The sequence below is a fragment of the Pseudomonas sp. FSL R10-0399 genome (genome assembly GCF_009600165.1).
Lineage (GTDB): Bacteria > Pseudomonadota > Gammaproteobacteria > Pseudomonadales > Pseudomonadaceae > Aquipseudomonas > Aquipseudomonas helleri.
Window position 1 is genome coordinate 61030 of sequence record NZ_WIWK01000003.1, and the last position, 21307, is coordinate 82336.

13 protein-coding genes are annotated in these 21307 nt (G+C 56.1%); 7 read left to right on the forward strand and 6 right to left on the reverse strand.

Annotated features, from left to right (window positions below):
* The 3 genes from cobN to GHO41_RS01510 all read left to right on the forward strand — a co-directional run bounded on the left by cobN (position 1) and on the right by GHO41_RS01510 (position 5455).
* Complete coding sequence (cobN, locus tag GHO41_RS01500; RefSeq protein ID WP_153432742.1) at positions 1 to 3771, forward strand: cobaltochelatase subunit CobN; 3771 nt, start codon at positions 1 to 3, stop codon at positions 3769 to 3771.
* Positions 3772 to 3791: 20 nt separating this feature from the next.
* Positions 3792 to 4799: an ATP-binding protein gene (locus GHO41_RS01505; protein ID WP_153371930.1), complete on the forward strand. Its 1008-nt coding sequence runs from the start codon at positions 3792 to 3794 to the stop codon at positions 4797 to 4799.
* A 68-nt stretch (positions 4800 to 4867) separates the two neighbouring features.
* The gene (locus tag GHO41_RS01510; RefSeq protein ID WP_256678655.1) at positions 4868 to 5455 is read left to right on the forward strand and encodes a VWA domain-containing protein; all 588 of its coding nucleotides are present in this window, start codon (positions 4868 to 4870) and stop codon (positions 5453 to 5455) included.
* A 74-nt stretch (positions 5456 to 5529) separates the two neighbouring features.
* Here the strand turns inward: GHO41_RS01510 and GHO41_RS01515 are convergent, their stop codons facing one another.
* The gene (locus GHO41_RS01515; RefSeq protein ID WP_048371701.1) at positions 5530 to 5796 is read right to left on the reverse strand and encodes a hypothetical protein; all 267 of its coding nucleotides are present in this window, start codon (positions 5794 to 5796) and stop codon (positions 5530 to 5532) included.
* A 352-nt stretch (positions 5797 to 6148) separates the two neighbouring features.
* On the opposite strand from GHO41_RS01515, the gene GHO41_RS01520 reads away from it, so the two are divergent.
* On the forward strand, positions 6149 to 7474 hold the full coding sequence (locus GHO41_RS01520; protein WP_153328919.1) for a sigma-54 dependent transcriptional regulator: 1326 nt from the start codon (positions 6149 to 6151) through the stop codon (positions 7472 to 7474).
* Positions 7475 to 7844: 370 nt separating this feature from the next.
* Here GHO41_RS01520 and GHO41_RS01525 read toward each other — a convergent pair whose 3' ends face one another.
* The gene (locus GHO41_RS01525; RefSeq protein ID WP_153432744.1) at positions 7845 to 8366 is read right to left on the reverse strand and encodes an AAA family ATPase; all 522 of its coding nucleotides are present in this window, start codon (positions 8364 to 8366) and stop codon (positions 7845 to 7847) included.
* A gap of 273 nt (positions 8367 to 8639) precedes the next feature.
* Between GHO41_RS01525 and GHO41_RS01530 the strand changes: the two genes are divergently transcribed.
* A complete protein-coding gene (locus GHO41_RS01530) occupies positions 8640 to 11573 on the forward strand; it encodes an RHS repeat domain-containing protein (RefSeq protein WP_153432745.1) in 2934 nt (977 codons plus the stop codon).
* 76 nt (positions 11574 to 11649) lie between these two features.
* Here GHO41_RS01530 and GHO41_RS01535 read toward each other — a convergent pair whose 3' ends face one another.
* The 4 genes from GHO41_RS01535 to GHO41_RS01550 form a co-directional block, all read right to left on the reverse strand.
* Entirely contained in the window at positions 11650 to 12417 is a 768-nt protein-coding gene (locus tag GHO41_RS01535) for an SDR family oxidoreductase (protein ID WP_153432747.1), read from the reverse strand.
* Positions 12418 to 12441: 24 nt separating this feature from the next.
* The gene (locus tag GHO41_RS01540; RefSeq protein WP_153432749.1) at positions 12442 to 13509 is read right to left on the reverse strand and encodes a phosphotransferase family protein; all 1068 of its coding nucleotides are present in this window, start codon (positions 13507 to 13509) and stop codon (positions 12442 to 12444) included.
* Between the two features lie 186 nt (positions 13510 to 13695).
* Positions 13696 to 14010 carry an SCP2 sterol-binding domain-containing protein gene (locus tag GHO41_RS01545; RefSeq protein ID WP_123749121.1) on the reverse strand — a complete coding sequence of 105 codons (315 nt, stop codon included), beginning with the start codon at positions 14008 to 14010 and terminating at the stop codon, positions 13696 to 13698.
* A 55-nt stretch (positions 14011 to 14065) separates the two neighbouring features.
* Positions 14066 to 14776 (reverse strand): histidine phosphatase family protein, encoded by a 711-nt coding sequence (locus GHO41_RS01550; RefSeq protein ID WP_371928797.1) that lies wholly within the window; start codon positions 14774 to 14776, stop codon positions 14066 to 14068.
* A 204-nt stretch (positions 14777 to 14980) separates the two neighbouring features.
* Here GHO41_RS01550 and sohB point away from each other — a divergent pair, with 204 nt between their 5' ends.
* The gene (gene sohB / locus GHO41_RS01555) at positions 14981 to 16000 is read left to right on the forward strand and encodes a protease SohB (protein WP_371928798.1); all 1020 of its coding nucleotides are present in this window, start codon (positions 14981 to 14983) and stop codon (positions 15998 to 16000) included.
* Between the two features lie 180 nt (positions 16001 to 16180).
* The gene (locus GHO41_RS01560) at positions 16181 to 21298 is read left to right on the forward strand and encodes an NEL-type E3 ubiquitin ligase domain-containing protein (protein ID WP_178126454.1); all 5118 of its coding nucleotides are present in this window, start codon (positions 16181 to 16183) and stop codon (positions 21296 to 21298) included.
* Positions 21299 to 21307 lie beyond the last annotated feature (9 nt).

The window sequence follows — 21307 nt, forward strand, 5'->3', positions numbered from 1 at the left end:
ATGCATTTGCTCAGGACCCAGCCCGGTGGCTTTGTATCGGACGACAACATTGCCGACCTAGGCCAAACACCCGCCGAGCTGGTGATCCTGTGCAGCGGTGATTCAAGCCTGGCACTGCTCGCGGACGCCGCGCAGCAGTTGCCTGAAGATTATCCAAGCCTGCGTCTGGCTAACCCGATGCAGGTGCAAAACCACGGCTCGGTCGATCTGTATGTCGATCAGGTGCTGCAACACGCCAAAGTGATTCTGCTGTCATTGCACGGCGGGATTGGTTACTGGCGCTATGGCATCGAGCGGTTGATGCAGTTGGCCGAACGCGGCGTGACGTTGATTCTGGTGCCGGGCGATGACCGGCCCGACCCGGAGCTCAGCGCGTTGAGCACCGTACCCGCCGAACACGCCGAGCGCCTGTGGCACTTTTTACGCCAGGGTGGGCGCGCAAACGCGCTGCAACTCTATCGTTGCCTGGCCAGCCTGTGGCTGGAGCGCGATTATCCGTGGGGCGAGCCACAAACCTTGCCGCGTACGGCCATCTACCACCCGCAGCACGGCAGCGCCGAACTTGCCCACTGGCAAGCGGATTGGCAGGCCGGGCAGCCGGTAGCGGCATTGCTGTTCTATCGCTCGCACTTGCAGGCGGCCAATACCGCATTTGTCGATGTGTTTTGCCAGCGCTTACAGGCGGCCGGGCTTAACCCTTTGCCGATGGCGGTGGCCAGCCTTAAAGAGCCGGGCTGTCTGGCGGTGGTACAAGATCTGCTTGATGAGGTCGACGCCGGGGTCATTTTGAATACCACCGGTTTTGCTCAATCCAGCCCGGAAGCGCCGCATCTGCGGCCGTTCCGGCGCAATATCCCGGTGATTCAGGCGATTTGCGCTCAAGACAATGAACCCGGCTGGCGCGACAGCGAACAAGGCCTGGGCCCGCGGGATTTGGCGATGCACATTGCCTTGCCCGAGCTGGATGGCCGAATTATCAGCCGCCCCATCAGCTTCAAAGACCTGGCTTGGCGCAGTGAGCGCAGCCAGTCAGACGTGGTGTGCTACCGCGCACAGCCCGAGCGTATGGACTTTGTTGCCGAGCTGGCACGGCGCTGGGTTGAACTGGCCCGTATTCCCAACGCGCAAAAACGCATTGCCCTGATTCTCGCCAATTACCCGACCCGAGACGGGCGCATTGGTAATGGCGTGGGGCTTGATACCCCGGCGGCGGCGCTGAATATATTGCGCGCGTTACAGGCTCAGGGTTATCCGCTGCAAGACGACTTGCCAGCGTCGGGCACAGCGTTGATTCAAGCGCTATTGGGCGGGGTCAGCAACGACCTGGACAGCGTGGACCTGCGGCCCTGCCATCAGAGTCTGGGCCTGGATGAATACTGGGCAATGTTCAATCAGTTGCCCGAAGCCAATCGCCTGGCCGTGAACGAGCGCTGGGGCACACCGCACAACGATCCGATGTTTCGCAGTGGCCGCATGATGATTGCCGGGCTGCGTTTTGGTTTGACCTTTGTCGGCATTCAGCCTGCCCGGGGTTATCAAGTGGACGCCAGCGCGGTGTATCACGATCCTGATCTGGTGCCCCCGCACGGGTATCTGGCCTTTTACTTCTGGTTGCGCCACACCTATGGCGCCCATGCCGTGGTGCACGTGGGCAAACACGGCAACCTGGAATGGTTGCCGGGCAAAGGCGTCGGCCTGTCTGAACACTGCTGGCCGGATGCGATACTCGGCCCGCTGCCCAATGTTTACCCGTTTATTGTCAACGACCCGGGCGAGGGCGCACAGGCCAAGCGGCGCACCCAGGCGGTGATCATCGACCACCTGATGCCGCCGCTGACCCGCGCCGAAACCTACGGCCCGCTACGTGATCTGGAACTGCTGGCCGATGAGTATTACGAGGCACAGTTGCTCGACCCGCGCCGCGCCCGTGAATTGCAGGGCGATATTCTCAAGCTGGTGCGCGACACCCACATTGATCGCGAGCTGCAACTGGACGACAACCTCGACAGCGACGCCGATGCGGCTATTTGGTTGCCGCGTCTGGACACCTATTTGTGCGACCTCAAAGAGTCGCAAATCCGCGACGGGCTGCATATTTTCGGCGAATCCCCGGCCGGGCGACTGCGTATCGACACCTTGCTGGCGTTGCTGCGCATCCCCCGTGGCGATGGCCGTGGCGCCCAATCAAGCCTGTTGCGGGCATTGGCCAAAGCCTTTGAACTGGGTTTCGACCCGCTGGACTGTGCGCTGGCCGAACCCTGGACCCAGCGTCAGCCGCCGCAGTTGCAAGCCGTCAGCGAGGCGCTGTGGCGCACCGCAGGCGACACCCGTGAGCGTCTTGAGTTGTACGCTGCACAGTTAATCGAGCAAGCATTAGACGGCGGCTTGCAGTTGCCGGGCAACGCGCAATGGGCTGAAGTGCGCTCGATTTTTGATGCTTTGCTGGACGTGGTCGCGCCGCGCCTGGACGCGTGTGGCCCGGCGGAGATGCAAGGTTTGCTGGATGCCCTGAGCGGGCGTTTCGTGCCTGCCGGGCCCAGTGGCGCCCCGAGTCGCGGGCGTCTGGATGTACTGCCCACCGGGCGCAACTTCTTTTCGGTCGATGTGCGTAATCTACCGACGACCACTGCGTGGCGGATTGGCTTTCAGTCCGCCAACCTGATTCTTGAACGCCACCTGCAAGACCATGGCGATCACTTGCGCCAACTGGGGTTGTCGGTGTGGGGCACGGCTACCATGCGCACAGGCGGCGATGACATCGCCCAGGCCATGGCGCTGATGGGCGTGCGCCCGGTCTGGGCCACGGGCAGCCAGCGCGTCGATGACTTCGAGATTTTGCCGGCCAGCTTGCTCGACCGACCTCGGGTAGACGTGACCCTGCGGGTCTCGGGGTTCTTCAGGGACGCTTTTGCCAACCTGATCCGTCTGTTTGACGCGGCGGTTCAGGCGGTGGCTGCGCTGGATGAACCGGATGACCTTAACCCGCTGGCCGCCAAAGTGCGCAGCGAACGCGAACAGCTTGAGCGGGACGGCCTGGCCCCGGAACTTGCAGCGCGGCAGGCGGGCTGGCGTATTTTCGGCGCCAAATCGGGTGCCTATGGCGCTGGTGTGCAAAACGCGATTGACGGGCGCCTGTGGCAAAGCCGCGAAGATCTGGCAGAGGTTTACCTCAATTGGGGCGGCTACGCCTACGGTGGCGCCGATGAAGGCACGGCCGCCCGCGGGCAGTTCGCCCAGCGCTTGAGCCAGGTGCAGGCGGTGGTGCAGAACCAGGACAACCGTGAGCATGACTTGCTCGATTCCAACGACTATTACCAGTTCCAGGGCGGTATGCTGGCGGCCGTCGAGAGCCTGAGCGGTACAACTGCGGCCAGTTACCATGGCGATCACAGCCAGCCGGACTTGCCGAAAGTACGCACCCTCAAGGAAGAGTTGAATCGGGTGATTCGTTCCCGTGCCGCCAACCCGAAGTGGATCGAAGGGGTAAAGCGTCACGGCTACAAAGGTGCGTTCGAGATGGCAGCGACGCTCGACAACCTGTTCGCGTTTGACGCGACCACCCAATTGATCGACGACCACCAGTACGCGTTGCTCGCCGATGCCTATTTGCTCGACCCGAACACGCGTGATTTCATCCAGCAACACAACCCGCATGCCTTGCGCGACATGACCGAACGCCTGCTGGAAGCCCAGCAGCGCGGGCTCTGGAGCGAACCGGGCGACTACCGCGAGGCGCTGGAAAACCTGTTGCTGGACATTGAAGAAGACTGACTTTTGAAAGGGCTCAACCCATGACGGACACCCCGCATTTCCCGCTGTCGGCGGTGGTTGGCGCGGATTCATTGAAACTGGCGCTGTGCCTGACGGCGATTGACCCCAAAATCGGCGGTGTGTTGATCGAAGGCCCGCGTGGCATGGCCAAATCGACTTTGGCCCGTGGCCTGGCGGATGTGTTGGCCAGCGGGCCATTTGTCACCTTACCGCTAGGTGCCACAGAAGAGCGGCTGGTGGGCACCCTTGATCTGGACGCTGCGCTGGGCCAGGGCAAGGCGCAGTTTTCACCCGGCGTGTTGGCCAAGGCTGATGGCGGCGTGCTGTATGTCGATGAAGTCAATCTGCTGGCCGATCACTTAGTAGACGTGCTGCTGGACGTCGCGGCCAGCGGCATCAATGTGGTGGAGCGTGACGGCATTTCCCATCGTCACCCGGCGCGCTTTGTGCTGATCGGCACCATGAACCCCGAAGAAGGTGAACTACGCCCGCAATTGCTCGACCGTTTTGGCCTGAACGTGGCCATGAACGGCCAGCCGCAGCCGGCTGAACGCAGTGAAATCATCCGTCGCCGGCTGGCCTTTGACAGCGACCCGCAGGGTTTTTGCGCGCACTGGGAACAGGCACAAGACACGTTGCGCCAGCGCTGCCAGCAGGCCCGCAACAGTTTGCAGGGCATTGCGCTGGACGATGACTCGCTGGCGATCATTACTGAACGTTGTTTCGCGGCCGGCGTGGATGGCATGCGGGCTGACCTGGTCTGGCTGCGTGCCGCGAGGGCTCATGCCGCATGGCGGGGGGCGAATGCAATCAGCCTCGAAGATATAGATGCCGTGGCCGAGTTCGCCTTGCGTCATCGTCGCCGCGAACAGCCGCCTCAAGCGCCAACCCCCGAGCAGCCTCAACCCCAGGATCAGTCGGCGGGAAGCTCCAGCCGTTCAGGCCAAGGCCAGTGGGGTGAGTTGCCTGCGCAGCCGCAAGCCATGGGCGTTCGACGTGAAGTGCCGAGTTGGCCAAAAAAGCCTTAGGCATTCACCCTCGTACAACGGCGGGGGTGGATGCCAAACCTCAGTCGGGCACCCTCGAGCAGGGGCGGCTGGGTGCCAGTCGCCGTGCTGACAGCGGAGCCATTGATTGGCTGCAAACACTGCTGCGAGGTCGTCCGCAGAGTCGCGACGACCTGGCATTTAAAAGCCGCCAAAGTGCTGCGCAGGAATTGTGGCTGGTGGTGATTGATGCCTCGGCCTCAACCCGTAGGCATCAGGCACTTAGCGATGCCAAAGGCTTGTTGGCGCAACTGTTTGAAGACGCCTACCGCCAACGTGCCCGAGTTGCCGTGATGACGGCCAGCGGTAACGCGCCGCACTGGCACGTCAGCGGCGCCAAGGCTTCAAAAGCACTGGATAACTGGTTGCAGAGTCTGGGAGCGGGTGGCGGCACGCCGTTGCTGGAAGCGTTGCAAGAGGTTTCGCGCTGGTTAGACGTGCGTCGCAAGCAGTTGCCCCAAGAGCAGCAGCGTTTTTTGCTGATCACCGACGGACGTTTAAAAGAAGGGCAGGCATTACCGAAACTGGATTGTCCGGGCCTGTTGATTGATATCGAGCGAGGTCCGATTCGTCTGGGGCGTGCTGAGCAAATGGCCGCGGATTTACAGATCGACTACTGCCATATCGACACCGAATAACGGTAACTGCCTCGCGATCTTTTAAAAGATCAAAAGATCGCGAGGCAAGCTCGCTCCTACAGGTAGGGCGGCTGTTAAGCCGGCATTACCCAAGGTTGTAGCGCGTAGCCTTCATCGCTCAGTTCGTTACGGGCTTGGGCCAGCAGGTTTTTCAACTGGGTGGCGTCAGACAACGCGCTCAACGAGATTTGTTTGCGCCCGATACGGGTGTTGGTGCGGTCAATCACTGTGAGGCTCAATTCGCCTTGGCCATCGGGCGCTGCCCAGGCAACGCACTGGAAAGGTTCAAAGGCGTGGCCGGCAATCAAAAGTGCTTCGTTGAAACGGAGCGGGGCGTTCATAGGGTCTTCTCTCATGTGTGCCCATCAAATGATTAACCGTCGGCTGGGCGTACCGTTCGGTTGGTTACTTGTACTGATGTCCTGAGACCTGCTTCGGGTCACACACGCGTGTCACTTTGTTTAATTTTTTTTTACCTCATTGATTTAGATCAACTCTGAAAGGCTGTCTGCATCCGCTTAAAGGGTTGTTGCAATGGCGTGATGTCACTTTGGATTGGCAAAGTTTAATTGGCTATTACCGTTATAAAGAAACGGTACAAGTCACCGCCAATCCAGTTGCTAACGTTACGCTCACCCATATCAACACTTTGTTTCTACAACTCTTTTTACCCAATGGCGCGAGGGATTAGCCATGCTTGAAATGTCATCACCTCGGCGTCTGTTAGTAGTAGACCCTTTCGAAGATTGTCACCAGTTATTACCTGGGCTTCAAAGTATCGGCTGGTCGGTAGACAGTTGCAGCCTGGAGTCCGTGATCGACCGACCGTGTGACGTAGGCTTGTTTCGTTTGCTGCCTGAGCACCTGGAGCGGCCCGACCCGCTCAAAAAAATGATCAACCGCAGTGGCACTCAATGGATCGCTGTCGTCAGCCCCGAGGTGTTGAAACTCAAAAATGTCGGGGACTTTGTCTGCGAGTGGTTCTTTGATTTCCATACCTTGCCTTTTGATGTGCCACGGGTTGAGGTGACGCTCGGTCGTGCTTTCGGCATGGCTCGGTTGCGTGATCATGTGGTCAACCTTGTCGAGACCGAGGGGCATGAACTGCTGGGTGATAGCCGCAGCTTGCGTGAATTGCGCAAACTGCTCGGCAAATTCGCCCCCACCGAATCGCCGATCTTGATCCGGGGTGAAAGCGGTACTGGCAAAGAGCTGGTTGCGCGAACGTTGCATCATCAGTCCCTGCGTCACGACAAGCCGTTTGTGGCGATCAATTGCGGGTCAATTCCTGAGAATCTGATTCAATCCGAGCTGTTTGGTCACGAAAAGGGCGCATTTACCGGCGCCCACCAACGCAAGATCGGGCGTATCGAGGCGGCCAACGGTGGCACGCTGTTCCTCGATGAAATCGGCGACCTGCCGCTGGAGTTGCAAGCCAGCCTCTTGCGGTTTCTGCAGGAAAAACACATTGAACGGGTCGGTGGCGGTGAACCGATCGCCGTGAATGTGCGGGTTTTGGCTGCCACCCATATCGATCTTGAAGCCGCGATTCAATCAGGCCGTTTTCGCGAAGACCTGTACTACCGCCTCAACGTGTTACAGGTATCAACCATCCCGTTGCGTGAATTGCATGGCGACCTGAGCCTGCTGGCCAATCACTTTGCGCGCTTTTACAGCCAGGAAACTGGCCGGCGCCCACGCTCGTTCAGTGAGGGCGCCCTGATCGCGATGGGCAATCATGCCTGGCCGGGCAATGTCCGCGAACTGGCCAACCGGGTTCGTCGTGGCCTGGTACTGGCTGAGGGCCGACAAATCGAAGCGGCTGACCTGGGCCTGGAGTCTCACACCACGACTCAGCAAGCCATGGAGACCCTTGAAGACTACAAACACCGCGCTGAACGGCAGGCATTGTGCGATGTGTTGCATCGTCACTCTAATAACCTGAGCGTTGCGGCCAAAGTGCTCGGTGTGTCCCGGCCTACTTTTTATCGGTTGTTGCGCAAGCACCACATTCGGTAGGGCGCGGCGGTTGTGCGGCGGCGGCCATCAATGCGGCGAGGGCATAAACCAAAGGCTTGAGAGCATCGGCGGATTTCATTGCAGACTCCGAACTTTATTCGACAGATCAACGTGTTGTGTGTTCTTGTTGATTTAAACGTTAAGCAGTAAGGAGCAATACTTGTGCCGTTAGTCAGCAATGCTTTTAAAACAGCAAGTTACAACACCCCTTTCAGAGGCAACGTAGCGCAGTGTTTCAGATATGAGTCGAATTAAGGATTAACACCCCGGTTCGCAGGGCATTGATGTCTCAGTCTTGTTACAGTTTTGTTTAAAGGCCATAAACCCAAGTTTTATAAGACGTTTAGACCCAGCGAGTGTTTCAGCGGGTTTACGCAAGTAAACCCTGGACAGCAGCGAAGGCCTGTTGCTGCCGAGTTTTCCAATCACCGGTCAGAATTTGTAGTGGTTGTTGGTGCTGCTCGAGCCATTGCCGGCTGGCGTTGAAAAAAACTTGGCGTTCAGCCAGTAGTGGTTGGCAGCGTTGACCGTCTTGGGTCCATTCGACGTCGTCGGGAGACAGCAGCAAATGCAGGTCGTAGTGACGGCTGAGCAACTGCGGCTCCAGCCAGTCGGGGCAGTCGCCAAACAACGTTTGGCTCCAGAGTATGTTGCTCAACAAGTGAGTATCCAGAATCAACAATTCAGGCTGCCTGGCGCGGGCCTGATCCTCCCAGTCGAGTTGCCCGCGGGCGATGGTCGGAATGTCGGTCAGGCAAGTATCACGCGGGTTCTGTTCAATGAAGTAGCGCACATATTCGCCCACCAACACGCCACCAAAATGAGCCTGCAACTGCGCCGCGAGCCAGCTTTTGCCACTGGATTCAGGCCCTGCCAAAACCACGACCTTCATGTGCGCAGCACCATCACCATCACCAGCCCTGACATTGGCAACCCTTGGTTTAGAGAGAAAGCCGGGGATTGTACCCGCTGTCATTGCATCTTTGGGAATCCCTGCACACTACAGCTCTGTACACAGTCAGACGCCATCAGCAGTGAACCGTCGAAGACGCTTTAAAGGTTGTAAGCGTACTTATATGGATACAAAACGCACCCAGTTTAGTCAGGAGGCACGGAATCTGAGCTCTACACTTTTTAATTATTGTGCCGTTCAGGACAACACCTTATGCCTGCGTCTTTACACCAACACACCCCATCGCTGATAGCACTCGACCCACGCGGGTTGAGTATTCGCCAAGTGGCTTATTACCGTCAAAACGCTCATGACGCCGTGCAGGCGCGCATCAACCGAAACGTGTTCAACCCTCTCGGGGTACTCAAGGAACAATGGGACCCGCGTTTATCAGCCCTGCATGAAAACGACACGAGTGTCAGGCCCAACCAACGCATGAGCTACTCACTGTCGGGCCACCTGCTGTTGAGTGACAGCGTCGACCAAGGGCAGGGGATCAGTTGGCTGGGCAGTTCTGGCCAGGTCATCCGGCGCTGGGACTCACGCGGTGCTTGCCAAACGTTCGAATACGATCATTTGTTACGCCTGAACGGGGTAGCTGAGCAAGCCAGTGACGAAAGCGCCCCCGTGGTGGTCGAGCAGTTGATCTATGGGTCGTCAACTCCCGGCGAGGCCATGCGCAACCGTTGTGGCCGGCTGATCACCCATGTCGACCCGGCAGGTGATTTACGCTTTGAGTCTTACGATGTACTTGGCCAACTGTCGAAGCAAATACGCCGCTTCAGTGACGAGCAGCAAGACAGTGCAGGGTATGCCAGTACCTGGCGTTATCAGGCCTCAGGTGAACTTGACGAGCAGATTGATGCCAAGGGCAATCTTCAGCGTATGGGCTATGCAGTGGATGGCTTGTTGGCCAACGTGAGCGTTACGCTTGCCCGCGGCAGCGCCCAAACCCTGGTTGAGCAGAGGGTATACAGCGCATCCGGGCAAGTGCTGAGTGAGCGCGCGGGTAATGGCGTCGTCAGCAAGCTTGACTACAACCCACTTGATCAGCGCCTGCAGCGTTTGCGCAGCTATCGGTCAGGCAAGACCGATGAGCCGTTGCAAGACCTGACCTACACCTACGACCGTGTTGGCAACGTGTTGAGCGTGAGTGACGCGGCGCAACCGGTGCAGTGGTTTGACAACACACGGACCGAGGCGCAGAACACCTACCGCTATGACAGCCTCTACCGACTGATCGAGGCCACGGGCCGTGAGAGTACCCGCGCTGCCAGCGGGTCGGGCCTGTTGGAGGCGGTGCCTTTTGGCTCGACCCAGGCAAATCTGAGCCGTCACTACCGGCAAAACTATCGCTACGATGCCAGCGGCAATCTGAGCGCCCTGCGACACCTGCCTGCCCAGGCCACGGGTTATACCCGCCAGATGAACATCGCGACTCACAGCAACCACGGCGTGGAACAAGGTCCGGCCGGTTTGGCACCGGGGTTGGGCAGCGGGTTTGATAAAAATGGTAACCAGTTGGTACTGCGGCCAGGGCAGACGCTCAGCTGGAATGTACGCAATCAGTTACAGCGTGTTATCCAGGTCGTGCGCCCTGATGGTGAGGACGATGACGAAACCTATCGCTATGACAGCAGCGGACAGCGGGTGTTGAAAATCCGCCGTAGCGTGGCCAAAAATCAGAGCCACCGCAGCGAAGTACGCTACCTGCCCGGTCTTGAAATCCATCACAACAGCGCTACCGGCGAGTGGTTGAATACCGTGATCGTCTCAGGCGCACTGCACAGCATCCGGATCTTGCAGTGGGAACAAGGCCGCCCTGAGGGCATTGAAAATGAACAAATACGCTTTGCTCTTTCGGACAACTTGGGCAGCAGCACACTGGAGCTGGATGGCAGCGCGCGAGTACTGAGCCAAGAGACCTATTATCCCTATGGCGGTACCGCCTGGTGGGCGGCAAAAAACGCCGTTGACGCGTCGTATAAAACCATTCGTTACTCAGGCAAAGAGCGCGATGCCAGCGGGCTGTATTACTACGGGTATCGCTACTATGCGCCGTGGCTGGGGCGCTGGATCAACGCCGACCCAGGCGGGGATATTGATGGTTTAAACCTGTACGCAATGGCAAGCGGCAACCCCGTCAGTTATGTCGACAGTCAAGGGATGGCTTCAAAGAAAGTGGCCTTAGGGGCCCCTGTCAGTCGCTTTTCACAGCTTCGCGGTGCAGCTATGCGGTTCTCTGAGCGCATTCGCCCGGCTTTGCAGGCAGCAAGCTCGGCTGCCATTCGTGACTCATTGGCGACCCATGCTAGCAACGCGCTTGGGGTGGGGGTCGATCTCCTTTTGTTTGCAGGCCGGCAACCGACGCGTGTCCTGAATACCGTTTTGCGGCAAGTCGTTGCGGTACTGGATGGGCTGGCTCTAGGGCACATGGCCACGGGATTATTGGGTAATTGGCCGAGGTTGAGCCCGATAGCAGGTGTTGCAGCATTCGCTGCTGCTGACAGAGGGTTTGCCATGATGGGGCATGGTGATGCTGTGGATGTTGATCAGGAGTGGGATCCCGTGGCTAGGGAACGTTTTATCGGGCACGTACGGGCGTTTTCCAGGGAGGTGGGGCAGCAAATTGTACGGGGGCTGGGTACGACTGTGTCATGGGGACAAACGCCGCTGGCTGCACGAGCCCCCAGAACGCTGATGGCAGCTGCGGCTTATGGGTTGGCGACAATACCCAACGCGATTTACAACAGTTCAATTCCTGGATCTTTAGTCCCCAATGTCGGGCCGCTTATTGAAGGCTACGATGCCGGCGCCGCGAGCTTAATTCGGGCTGGTCACGCAACTGCCGTTTACGAAGCCCACGTAGACGCTATTCAACTTCCTGATCTTGAAGCCACTGGCCACGGCGGATTAAGTCGAATGCTCAATCAAGTGTGGGGGTATTGGTCAGGGGTTGGGATTGAAGCCATTGCCACTCTTGTCACTGGCCAGCCCGCTTCCGGGCAAAGCTCGCGAACCCGATTCTGGGTCGGTGCAGCGCGCGGAGTCATGACGGCGCTCACTGAATTCAGAGGGCTTTTGGTGCTAACCGCAAGACGGGGTTACACCCGCATATCAAGCCTGTGGCGTACGACCCCACGCTGAATCACGATGTTTTGCCTATCAAGGGCTGCGTTAAGGTCGATCGGCATCCCGCCGATCGGCCTCTGTGTAAACGTGATCAGGACAAGAACCCGCCATCCACATTCAAGGACACACCCGTGGTGTAGCTGGACGCATCGCTGGCCAAATACAGCACTGCACCGGCCATTTCGCTCGGGTTGGCCACGCGCTTGAGCGGGATCTGTTGCAAGGCGCCTTTGAGAATGGCGTCGTTCTTGACCAGTGCCGAGGCGAACTTGGTATCGGTCAGGCCCGGCAGCAGCGCATTGCAGCGGATGCCGAAACCCGCGCATTCCTTGGCAAACACCTTGGTCATGTTGATGACTGCAGCTTTTGTCATTGAGTAAATGCCCTGAAATGGCCCCGGCGAGACACCGTTGATCGAGGCCACGTTGATGATGCTGCCGCCGCCGTGTTCGCGCATCAGCTTGCCGGCTTCAACCGACATAAAGAAGTAGCCACGAATATTCACGTCCACTGTTTTCTGGAACGCGCCCAGGTCAGTATCCAGGACGTTGCCAAACTGAGGGTTGGTCGCGGCGTTGTTGACCAGAATATCGAGGCGGCCAAACTCTTCGCGAATACGCGCAAAGGTCCGGGTGATTTGCTCCATTTCACCAATGTGGCAGGCCATGGCTGTCGCGGTGCCGCCATTGGCAATGATCGCCTCAGCCACCGGCTTGCAACCTTCGAGCTTGCGGCTCGAGACAATCACATGGGCGCCTTGCTGGGCCAGAAGCTTGGCGATGGCCTCACCAATGCCGCGACTGGCGCCGGAAACAAAGGCGATTTTGCCGTCAAGGTCGAACAATTGAGTCTTGGACATGCTGATTCCCTGTTTATCGCGGGCTTAAAGGCTGGACTGGTGGATGACCTTGAGGCTCATCTGCTCAAGCAGTGCGTTCATATGTACGAACGGTGCAAAGCGTTTGTCCCGGGTCTGGCCGTGGTAGTAGCGGTAGTAAATTTGCTGAACGATACCGGCCAGACGAAACAGCCCGTAGGTGTAGTAAAAGTCGTAATTATCGACCTGAATCCCTGATCGTTCGGCGTAGTAGTCGACGAACTCACGGCGGGTCAACATGCCGGGGGCATTGCTGGGCTGTCGGCGCATCAGTTGGACCGGTGCCGGGTCGTCAGCTTCGATCCAGTAGGCGAGGGTATTGCCCAAATCCATCAGCGGGTCACCAATGGTCGTTAGTTCCCAGTCCAACACGCCGATGATCTGCATCGGGTTGTTTGGATCAAGGATCACGTTATCGAAGCGAAAGTCGTTATGAACAATCGCAGGGGTTGAATGGTCGGCGGGCATCTTGGCGTTCAGCCACGCCTTGACCTCTTTCCAAAGCGGAGCATCGGGGGTCAGGGCTTTTTCATAGCGATCACTCCAGCCCGATATCTGGCGCTGGACATACCCTTCTGGCTTACCCAGTTCGCCCAGACCGCAGGCGGCGTAATCAACCCGATGCAACTCGACCAGTTTGTCGATAAAGCTCTTACACAGGGTCCGGGTATCGTCGGCGCTTAACGCCAGTTCGCGCGGCAGGTCTGAGCGCAAAATGATGCCCTTGACCCGTTCCATCACATAGAACTCGGAACCGATCAGGCTGGTATCGGTGCAATGGGCATAGGCTTTGGGGCAGTACGGGAACGCGTTCTTGAGTTGGTTGAGAATGCGGAATTCTCGGCCCATATCGTGAGCCGACTTGGCTTTATGGCCGAACGGCGGGCGGCGAAGGACCAACTCGACGCCCGGGTACTCAAGCAAGTAGGTCAGGTTTGAGGCCCCACCCGGAAACTGGCTAATTGTCGGCTGCCCCGAAAGCCCCGGAATATGAGCTTTGAGATAAGAATCAATCTGGCTGGCGTCGAGCTCTTCGCCAGAACGGATACGGGTAGATGAGTCGGTAAGCGTCATGTTTATCTCTTCTGCTTATTTTTGTGACCTGACAACATTCGCTAATCTAATGCGCCGTAACCCCAAGCACAGCCTTAATAGGTACGCGTGTTAGTGAATAATCAGTGCCCTTGATTGGCATTGAGTGAAGCACAGCTAAAAAAAAACCGAAGCACGGGGCTTCGGTTTCGGAATGTTGCGTGTGGCTTACGACGGGAACAGTTCGCTCAGCTTCATGGCCAGCATCATGTCGCCTTCAGCGCGCAACTTGCCGCCCATGAATGCTTGCATGCCGTCAGTTTCGCCGCTGACGATGCCTTCCAGAGTTTCGCCGTCCATCACCAGAGTCACTTGTGCGTCCGGGTTTTCGCCTTCCAGCAGTTCGCACGTGCTGTCTTTGACTACCAGCGAGAAGTGCTTGTCTTCATCAATGCGAAAACCGAATACCAGGTCCAGGCCGGCAGCAGCGGCTGGGTTGAATTTGGCTTTCATTGCTTGAACGGCATCAGCTACAGAAGTCATGGTTCGATCCTTTTAGGGTGGGTTACGGCGACCCGCAGGTCGCGGTTGCCAACGCTCATCGGTAGGTGATCAGCGATGGCGTCTTCAACAACTGCAAATGCACATGGTTGTTGAAGGAAGCCAGGGTTACCTCACGGCCACGGTACTTGAGTTGGCTGAGCGAGGTATTGACGATTTGCCAGGTCAGCTTGAAGGCTTCGCTGGCAGGAATTTGGGTCAACCGGTGGAGCAGGGCAGTGATGCTGCCGCCGGAAGTGAACACGGCAATATTTTGTTTATGGCCGGCGTGGTCAAGCACACGATTGAGACCACCTTGTACGCGCTCGACAAAGGCCAGCCAGCTTTCGATCTGCGGGGTGTCATAGGTGCCGCTGAGCCAGCGCGCAATAATCAGATCAAAGATGCGCTGGAACTCTTCGGGCTGTTCAGCCGCATTTTTCAGCGTGTGCAGGGCGTTCGGCTCTTGCGGCAGAATGCCTGGCAATAGCGCATCGAGAATCCCGAAAGCATCAAACTCATTAAACGCCGGGTCTATTTCCAGTGCGGGCGTGGTTAACCCGGCAGCAGTGAACTGGGCGAGGGCATGTTCGGCGGTGTGTTGCTGGCGTAGTAAATCACCCGACAGGCAGCGATCAAAGCGTATCCCCAAGTCAACCAGATGCTGACCTGTGATTTGCGCCTGACGTACACCCAGAGGCGACAGCACGTCGTAGTCGTCTGCCCCGAATGAGGCCTGCCCATGTCGAATCAAATAGATGATGCCCACGTCCGCTTCCCGGCACGTTGAAAGTCTGGCGAGGTTAGGAGGATGCCGGGAGCCTGTCAATAAAAAAACATACGCTTGTTTGAATTGTCTGCAAGCACCGTCGACAAGGTGTTTCACGGCTGGCAGGCCCGGTATCACGTCGGTATGCTGGGCAGCATTACGTGGCCCTGTCCCGAGGGCTGCAAGCGTTTGTAAGGAGAGGCTGTGGAATTTCTTGCCGAATACGCCAGTTTTTTGGCTAAAACCGTCACCCTGGTGGTTGCCATTCTGGTAGTCCTGGTGACCCTGGCAGCATTGCGTGGCAGAGGTCGCAAGACTGCCGGGCAATTGCAAGTCAGCAAGATGAACGAGTTCTATAAAGGCCTGCGCGACAAGCTTGAGCAATCATTGTTGTCCAAGGATCAACTCAAGTCGTTGCGCAAGCAGCAGGCCAAAGTCGATAAAAAGCAGAAGAAACAACCGGAAGAAAAGCCACGGGTCTTCGTACTGGACTTTGAAGGCGATATCAAAGCCTCGGCAACCGAGAGCCTGCGTCATGAAATTACGGCATTGCTGACGCTGGCCACACCGGCTGACGAAGTGGTTTTGCGCCTGGAAAGCGGCGGTGGCATGGTCCATAGCTACGGTTTGGCCTCATCGCAGCTGGCGCGTATTCGTCAGGCCGGCATCCCGCTGACGATCTGCATCGACAAAGTGGCCGCCAGCGGCGGTTACATGATGGCGTGTATTGGACAGAAGATTATTAGCTCGCCGTTCGCGATTTTAGGTTCTATCGGAGTGGTGGCACAGTTGCCAAACGTTAACCGCCTGCTTAAAAAGCACGACATTGATTACGAAGTACTCACCGCTGGGGAGTACAAGCGCACGTTAACGGTATTCGGTGAGAACACCGAAAAAGGCCGTGAAAAGTTCCAGCAGGACCTGGATATCACTCATCAATTGTTCAAGAACTTCGTGGCCGAGTACCGCCCGCAGTTGGAGATTGATCAGATTGCCACCGGGGAAGTCTGGCTGGGTGTGGCCGCGGTGGACAAGTTGCTGGTTGATGAGTTGAAAACCAGCGATGAATACTTGTCTGAGCGTGCCAAACAAGCGCAGCTGTTTCACTTGCATTATGTTCAGCGCAAAAGCTTGCAAGAGCGAGTAGGGCTCGCTGCCAGCCACTCAGCTGAGCGCGTCGCTGATTCGTTGTGGAGCCGTTTGACCCAACAGCGTTTCTGGTAACTAGCGTCCCGGTTGCGGTTTTATTACCGCAATCGGGGGTTTGTTAAATGTGCGTTATTTATGTAGTGGTTTCCCTCGAATTGCAGTTGCATTTAAGTAGTTAGTCATCAGTTATTCCATTAAATTTATACGTGCGCTGTCTATAAGCTGAAGTCCCTACTTCTGATGAAGGCTAATGCCATGACAGATGCACGTGACTTGCCCGAAACGTCTACCGCTCAAGAGAAACCGCTGACAGCCAGCCAATGGGGCAACCTCGAAGTACAGCACCTCCATGAGGATTTAATCGCGAAACAAATACCTGCGTGGTTTAAAGACACGTCGGTGTTGATGCGTGACACGTTACGCAAGACCATGCTGGAATGGCATACGACCCAAGCCGAGATTGCCAAAGTATTTGCTGACATCAAGCCGATAGAGCAGTTTGCTGAGCCTTTGTTAAAGGCCGCCCTGGTTGCCAATGGCTGGACAACGATCAACCCCAAAAGCCATGGTTTTAAACAGGTCCGGTTGTTAAGCAATGCGGTTTTGTTTATTTCGAATCAGCAAACCAAGCTGGTTGATAGTCTGGCCAAGTTCCTGCTGCCGGAGTCATTGATACCCAGTTCGCTGGAGGTCAATCTGGTTTCCAGTACCAGCCATCATGATCTGCTACAGGCTGCTTTGCAGAATTTTGAGGTGGCTGAAACAGTCAAAGGCGGATTTGACACGGGCACTGCTATTTATGGGGTGCAAAAAAATGTGTTGGTTGATCTGCCTGAATACGAGCCCGAAAAATTTGCGCGTATTTGCCGTGAGCTCAATTTGGGCAAAAAGTATCAAGACCATTTGGGCAGTGTGTTCACGCCCGTTGATAACGCGTTTGCAATAACGGATCAACGCTCTAAAGGGTTCAAACTGAAGTCGATGCTTGTGTCAAATAAGCGACTTGAATTCGTGACGGAGTTGCAAGTGGCTTATATGAAAAACCATGTGACGGTCGAGCACTATGATTTCATACAGGCGACACTGCTGAACCACAATGTCGCTGTGCAAACCATCCCCAACCTTCACAGCACATTAAAGCTCATGGGGTTTGAAGTCGCCGGTGTGATTGTCTTATGGCCAGATAAACTTCCTGCGGGTCAAAGGCAACGCTGTATCGTGTACATGCCACAAGCGCCGCAACGGGCCTTTTATGCGTTTGATGACATCGACAAATTCAAGGTTGAACTGCGCGAATGGCTCACGCAACGTGAGTTTGCCGACTACTTTATGAAGTTGGTGCCTTTGCGTCATCGCGCCGAATTCATCAGAAGAACAGATCTTAAAAAGGTCGCCTGGGACTCTCTGTTATTACTCCGCCCCCCTATTATTTACGAGCCTGCAATCTTCAATGAATGTGAGGTGATTGCGCAGTTGAGCAACCCCTTTGAAAAGTCCTGGGAGTTACAACTGGCGCAGATTAAAGATGACGCTCGCCTGTTGGTCATACCGACGGCAGACGAAGACAGCAAATCACGTCTTGAACGGCAGACCGCCTTGTGGAACGCAGGGTTGAGCGCCCTGACGCTGGCATTGGGGTTTGTGCCTGTGGTGGGCGAATTCATGTTGCTGTTTGGCGTCGTGCAGCTAGGGGCAGATATCTTCGAAGGCATTGAGGCCTGGGAGCGTAACGACAAAGTGGCTGCGCTTGAACACCTGTTTGATGTTGCGCAGAACCTTTCAATGGTCGCCGTGCCAGGTGTTGCCAAGTCGTTAAGTTCATCAACTATGGTCAACCGTCTGACGCAAATTACCCGCAGTAATGGTCAAAAACGTTTGTGGAAAGCGGACCTGAAGCCCTATGAGCGTCGGCCAGAAATCTTGACCGGGCTCAAGCCTGATGCTCAAGGGCTCTACCATTTAGAGGGCGTGAAGTACCTCCAACTTGAGCAAAAGGTCTATCAAGTTCAAGGGGACGTCAGTAAGGGGTATATGTCGATTGATCCGGTACGAAACCCGGATGGCTATAGCCCCCTGCTGAGACATAACGGTAGCGGGGCCTGGACTCATGAGTTTGATGCGCCGATGCAATGGTCGCGCTTGAAGCTATTCAAGCGTCTGGGCCCTGATACAGAGCTATTTTCCGATGCGACCGCCGAGTTGATTCTGTTACTGACCGGCACAACTGAGGGGGAGTTGCGCGCGGTGTACATCGACACGCTGCCAAGGCCGCCTTTGTTGGCAGATTGCATCAAACGTATGCGATTAAGTCAGCAAATTGAGTATTTTTCGTCGCAGATGCTTAAGGGTGTGTATGCCACTTCAGATTTCGCGCCGATGCAACTTGAGCTGTTACCACAGTTGTCCGGCTGGCCAACAGGCCAGGGGCTGAGGGTGGTTGACTTACCGCGAGGAACCTTCAAGGACTTCGGTGTGAGCCCTGAAAGAGCCTATTCAAGGACGGAAATCAGTCAGGCGCGCATTAATAAGGGCGAGTTGCTTGACGCAACACTAGAGACGCTCTCTGCGACGCAGATCGAAACATTGCTGGGGGAGTCCGTAACAGGGACGCAGGCGCAGTCGTTGGTGCTGGCGCGTAAATTAGGCAGTCTGGCGCGCACAAGCCAACGCACACTGGTTTCAAGCCTTTATGCAGCGGACACAGTTCTTGAACCCGCGCTAAAAAATATCAGCAAGCAATTTCCAGGCTTGCCGGTAAATGTGCTTGAAGAATTGGTCAGTCATCTGACGCAGGATGAGCTGTCTGCGCTCACCTACCGTGCTCACATACCCCTGCGTGCTGCTGAGGAGGCGCGTATCTATGCGCAAAGGCTGCGTTTAAACCGTGCAATTGAAGGGATCGCTTGCCAAGCGTTGAGCAGCGCTGACAGCCAAACGTTAGCCTGGAAAACCATCGCGCAGCTGCCTGGCTGGCCAAAGAAGGTGACTATTTCAGTGCGCAGCAGCCTGAACAACGAGCAAATAATTGTCATTGAAGGCGAGACCGGATCGTCAAGGCGCGAGATTTTTAAAAAAGGCGAACTTTATGAGTTTTCCGGGACAAGCGCGGGGCAACCGTTCACCAGCCCGGATTTGACGGCGTGCGTGTTTAAATCGCTGACGGACAACGAACGTAATGGGCTTAACTCAGGCACAACCCTGTCTTATTCAGACTTCATGTCACGCGTTGCCATGCTGGCAGCCAAGCAACGTGATAGCTCAGCAAGCGCATTGGGCATGCAACCTATAAAACCCTGGTTTAAATCCCCCATGCGCCTGGCCGATGGGCGGATGGGTTACACGTTAGGAGGCCGGTCCGGACATCAGCTCGACGCAAGCAAACCGCTGGCATTAAAAGAGTTGGTTCAAGATATTTACCCAAACATGTCGGAAACCCAGATAGGACATTATTTATACCGCTTGCAGCAAACGCCGATTCAGGCTGCTAGTGAATTGGTGAGACTTAAAGCCGAGCTGGATCTGCTGCGCAAGACGTTACAGGACTGGGAAGAGGCCAGTGTCTGGAGCTATCCGTTCAGAGGGCAGTGCACTTTGGTCTCCGTCCAAACCAAACGAGCCATGAGCCGGGCGCTGATTCGCGCTTGGCGCAGATTGAGTACGCCGATCAGTCTGGATGGGGTCGCTGGCTACGAACTGGATCTCAACGGTTGGCCAGTGGATGCCTTACCGCCTCTTGAGGCGGATTTTCGGCATATTCACTCGTTGCATCTGTCCAACACCACGAGCACCGTACCCTCGAGTTTTTTACTGAAGTTCACAGAACTGCGCCATCTTTCCCTCAACACCACCCAGTTGACTGAGCTTCCGGCCTCTATTGCCGCCATGCCAGAGCTGACACATTTGAATCTGCGCAACAATCAAATTGTATTGACCCCTGAGAGTGCAGCCGTCTTGGCGGCGAAGACAAAACTCAAATCACTGGTGCTGACCGGTAATCCTTTGGGCCGCAGTTTCTATGTGCAGCAGATGCCAAACCTGCAGCATTTGATGTTGCGTTACACCGGGTTGAGCCAGTGGCCAACAGGTATAGAAACACTGGAAAACCTGCAGACGCTGGACCTGCGTAACAACGCTATCAGTTTTATCCCGAGTACCATTTTGACCGAGTCAATGGGCTCGATTAATCGTGTGACTTCTTTGCATGACAACCCTTTGACCCCTGACTCCATCAGACGTTTAGGTCTTTACCGCGATAGCCAGCAAATTACCCTGGGCATGGTGGATGTACGTCAACATGTGTCTCGAATACAAGGGATCAAGCATTGGGCTGTTGAGCCTACTGCTGAGCAAAGCAGTGTGTGGAACGCTTTGCTGCGTGAGCCAGGTGCCGGTGAATTTTTCGCGGTCATTGAAGATCTGAGTACGTCATCGCAATTTGCCAACGCACGGGCGGATTTGACTCTGCGTGTCTGGAAGCTGTTAAAAGCCGCCAACGACAGCACCGAATTGCGCAGTCGTCTTTTTTCAATGGCTGGACACTTAAGTACCTGTGGTGACGGCATTGCAATGGTGTTTGCAGAGCTGGAGCTGGAACATCTGGTTTTTCTGGCTGAGCACTCGGAGCAAGGCGAGAGCGCAATGCTCAAGCTGGCGCGCGGGTTGTTTCGTATCGAAATGCTCAACAAGCATGTGCTGAGCATTATCAAGGCGCGGATTGCTACCATCCACGCCACGCAGAGCGAGTATGTGCAGCAACTGCAAGAATTGGTTGATGCGACAAATCCGGATTTGGCTTCGAGGCCATTGGCGGACATGTCAGCGGTAGAGCAGCAAGGGGTTGCCTATCGCCTGGAGAGCGCAGAGGGTATGAGACTGGCAGAGCTGCTAAGCCCTGGCAGTGTAGAGCAGCAGATACGCCGTCTTGACCCGTTGGAGATCCAGATGTTTTATCACGTCAATCTGGCCAGCCCGCTGGAGTTGCCCGCACGCCCAACCAGTATGCGCTTTGGCAATATTGCCAACGTATCAGCAACTGATCTCGATACCGCAAAGCGTTATGTGCTTGATCAAGAGCAAGTGCCGGCGCTGGTGCATTCAATTTCCGGGCAAGGATTCTGGAGTGATTACTTACAGAAAAAAACGCCGGAGTCGTTCACAGCCGTTATGAGCAAGTATCAAGAGATGCTGGATGAGGTGTACTCAAAGCGAGCTACGCTCAGCAGTGATGAATACCGTCAAGAGGCTGAAAGGGTGGGCAAAGAGCGCAAAAAGGCCATTGCGGACGTTATAGAGCAACTGACCCAAATGGAATTGAAAACTAACGTTGTGCAAGCGCCGGTTGTTCCGGGCGAAACACAATCACCAGACATTTAAGCGCTACGT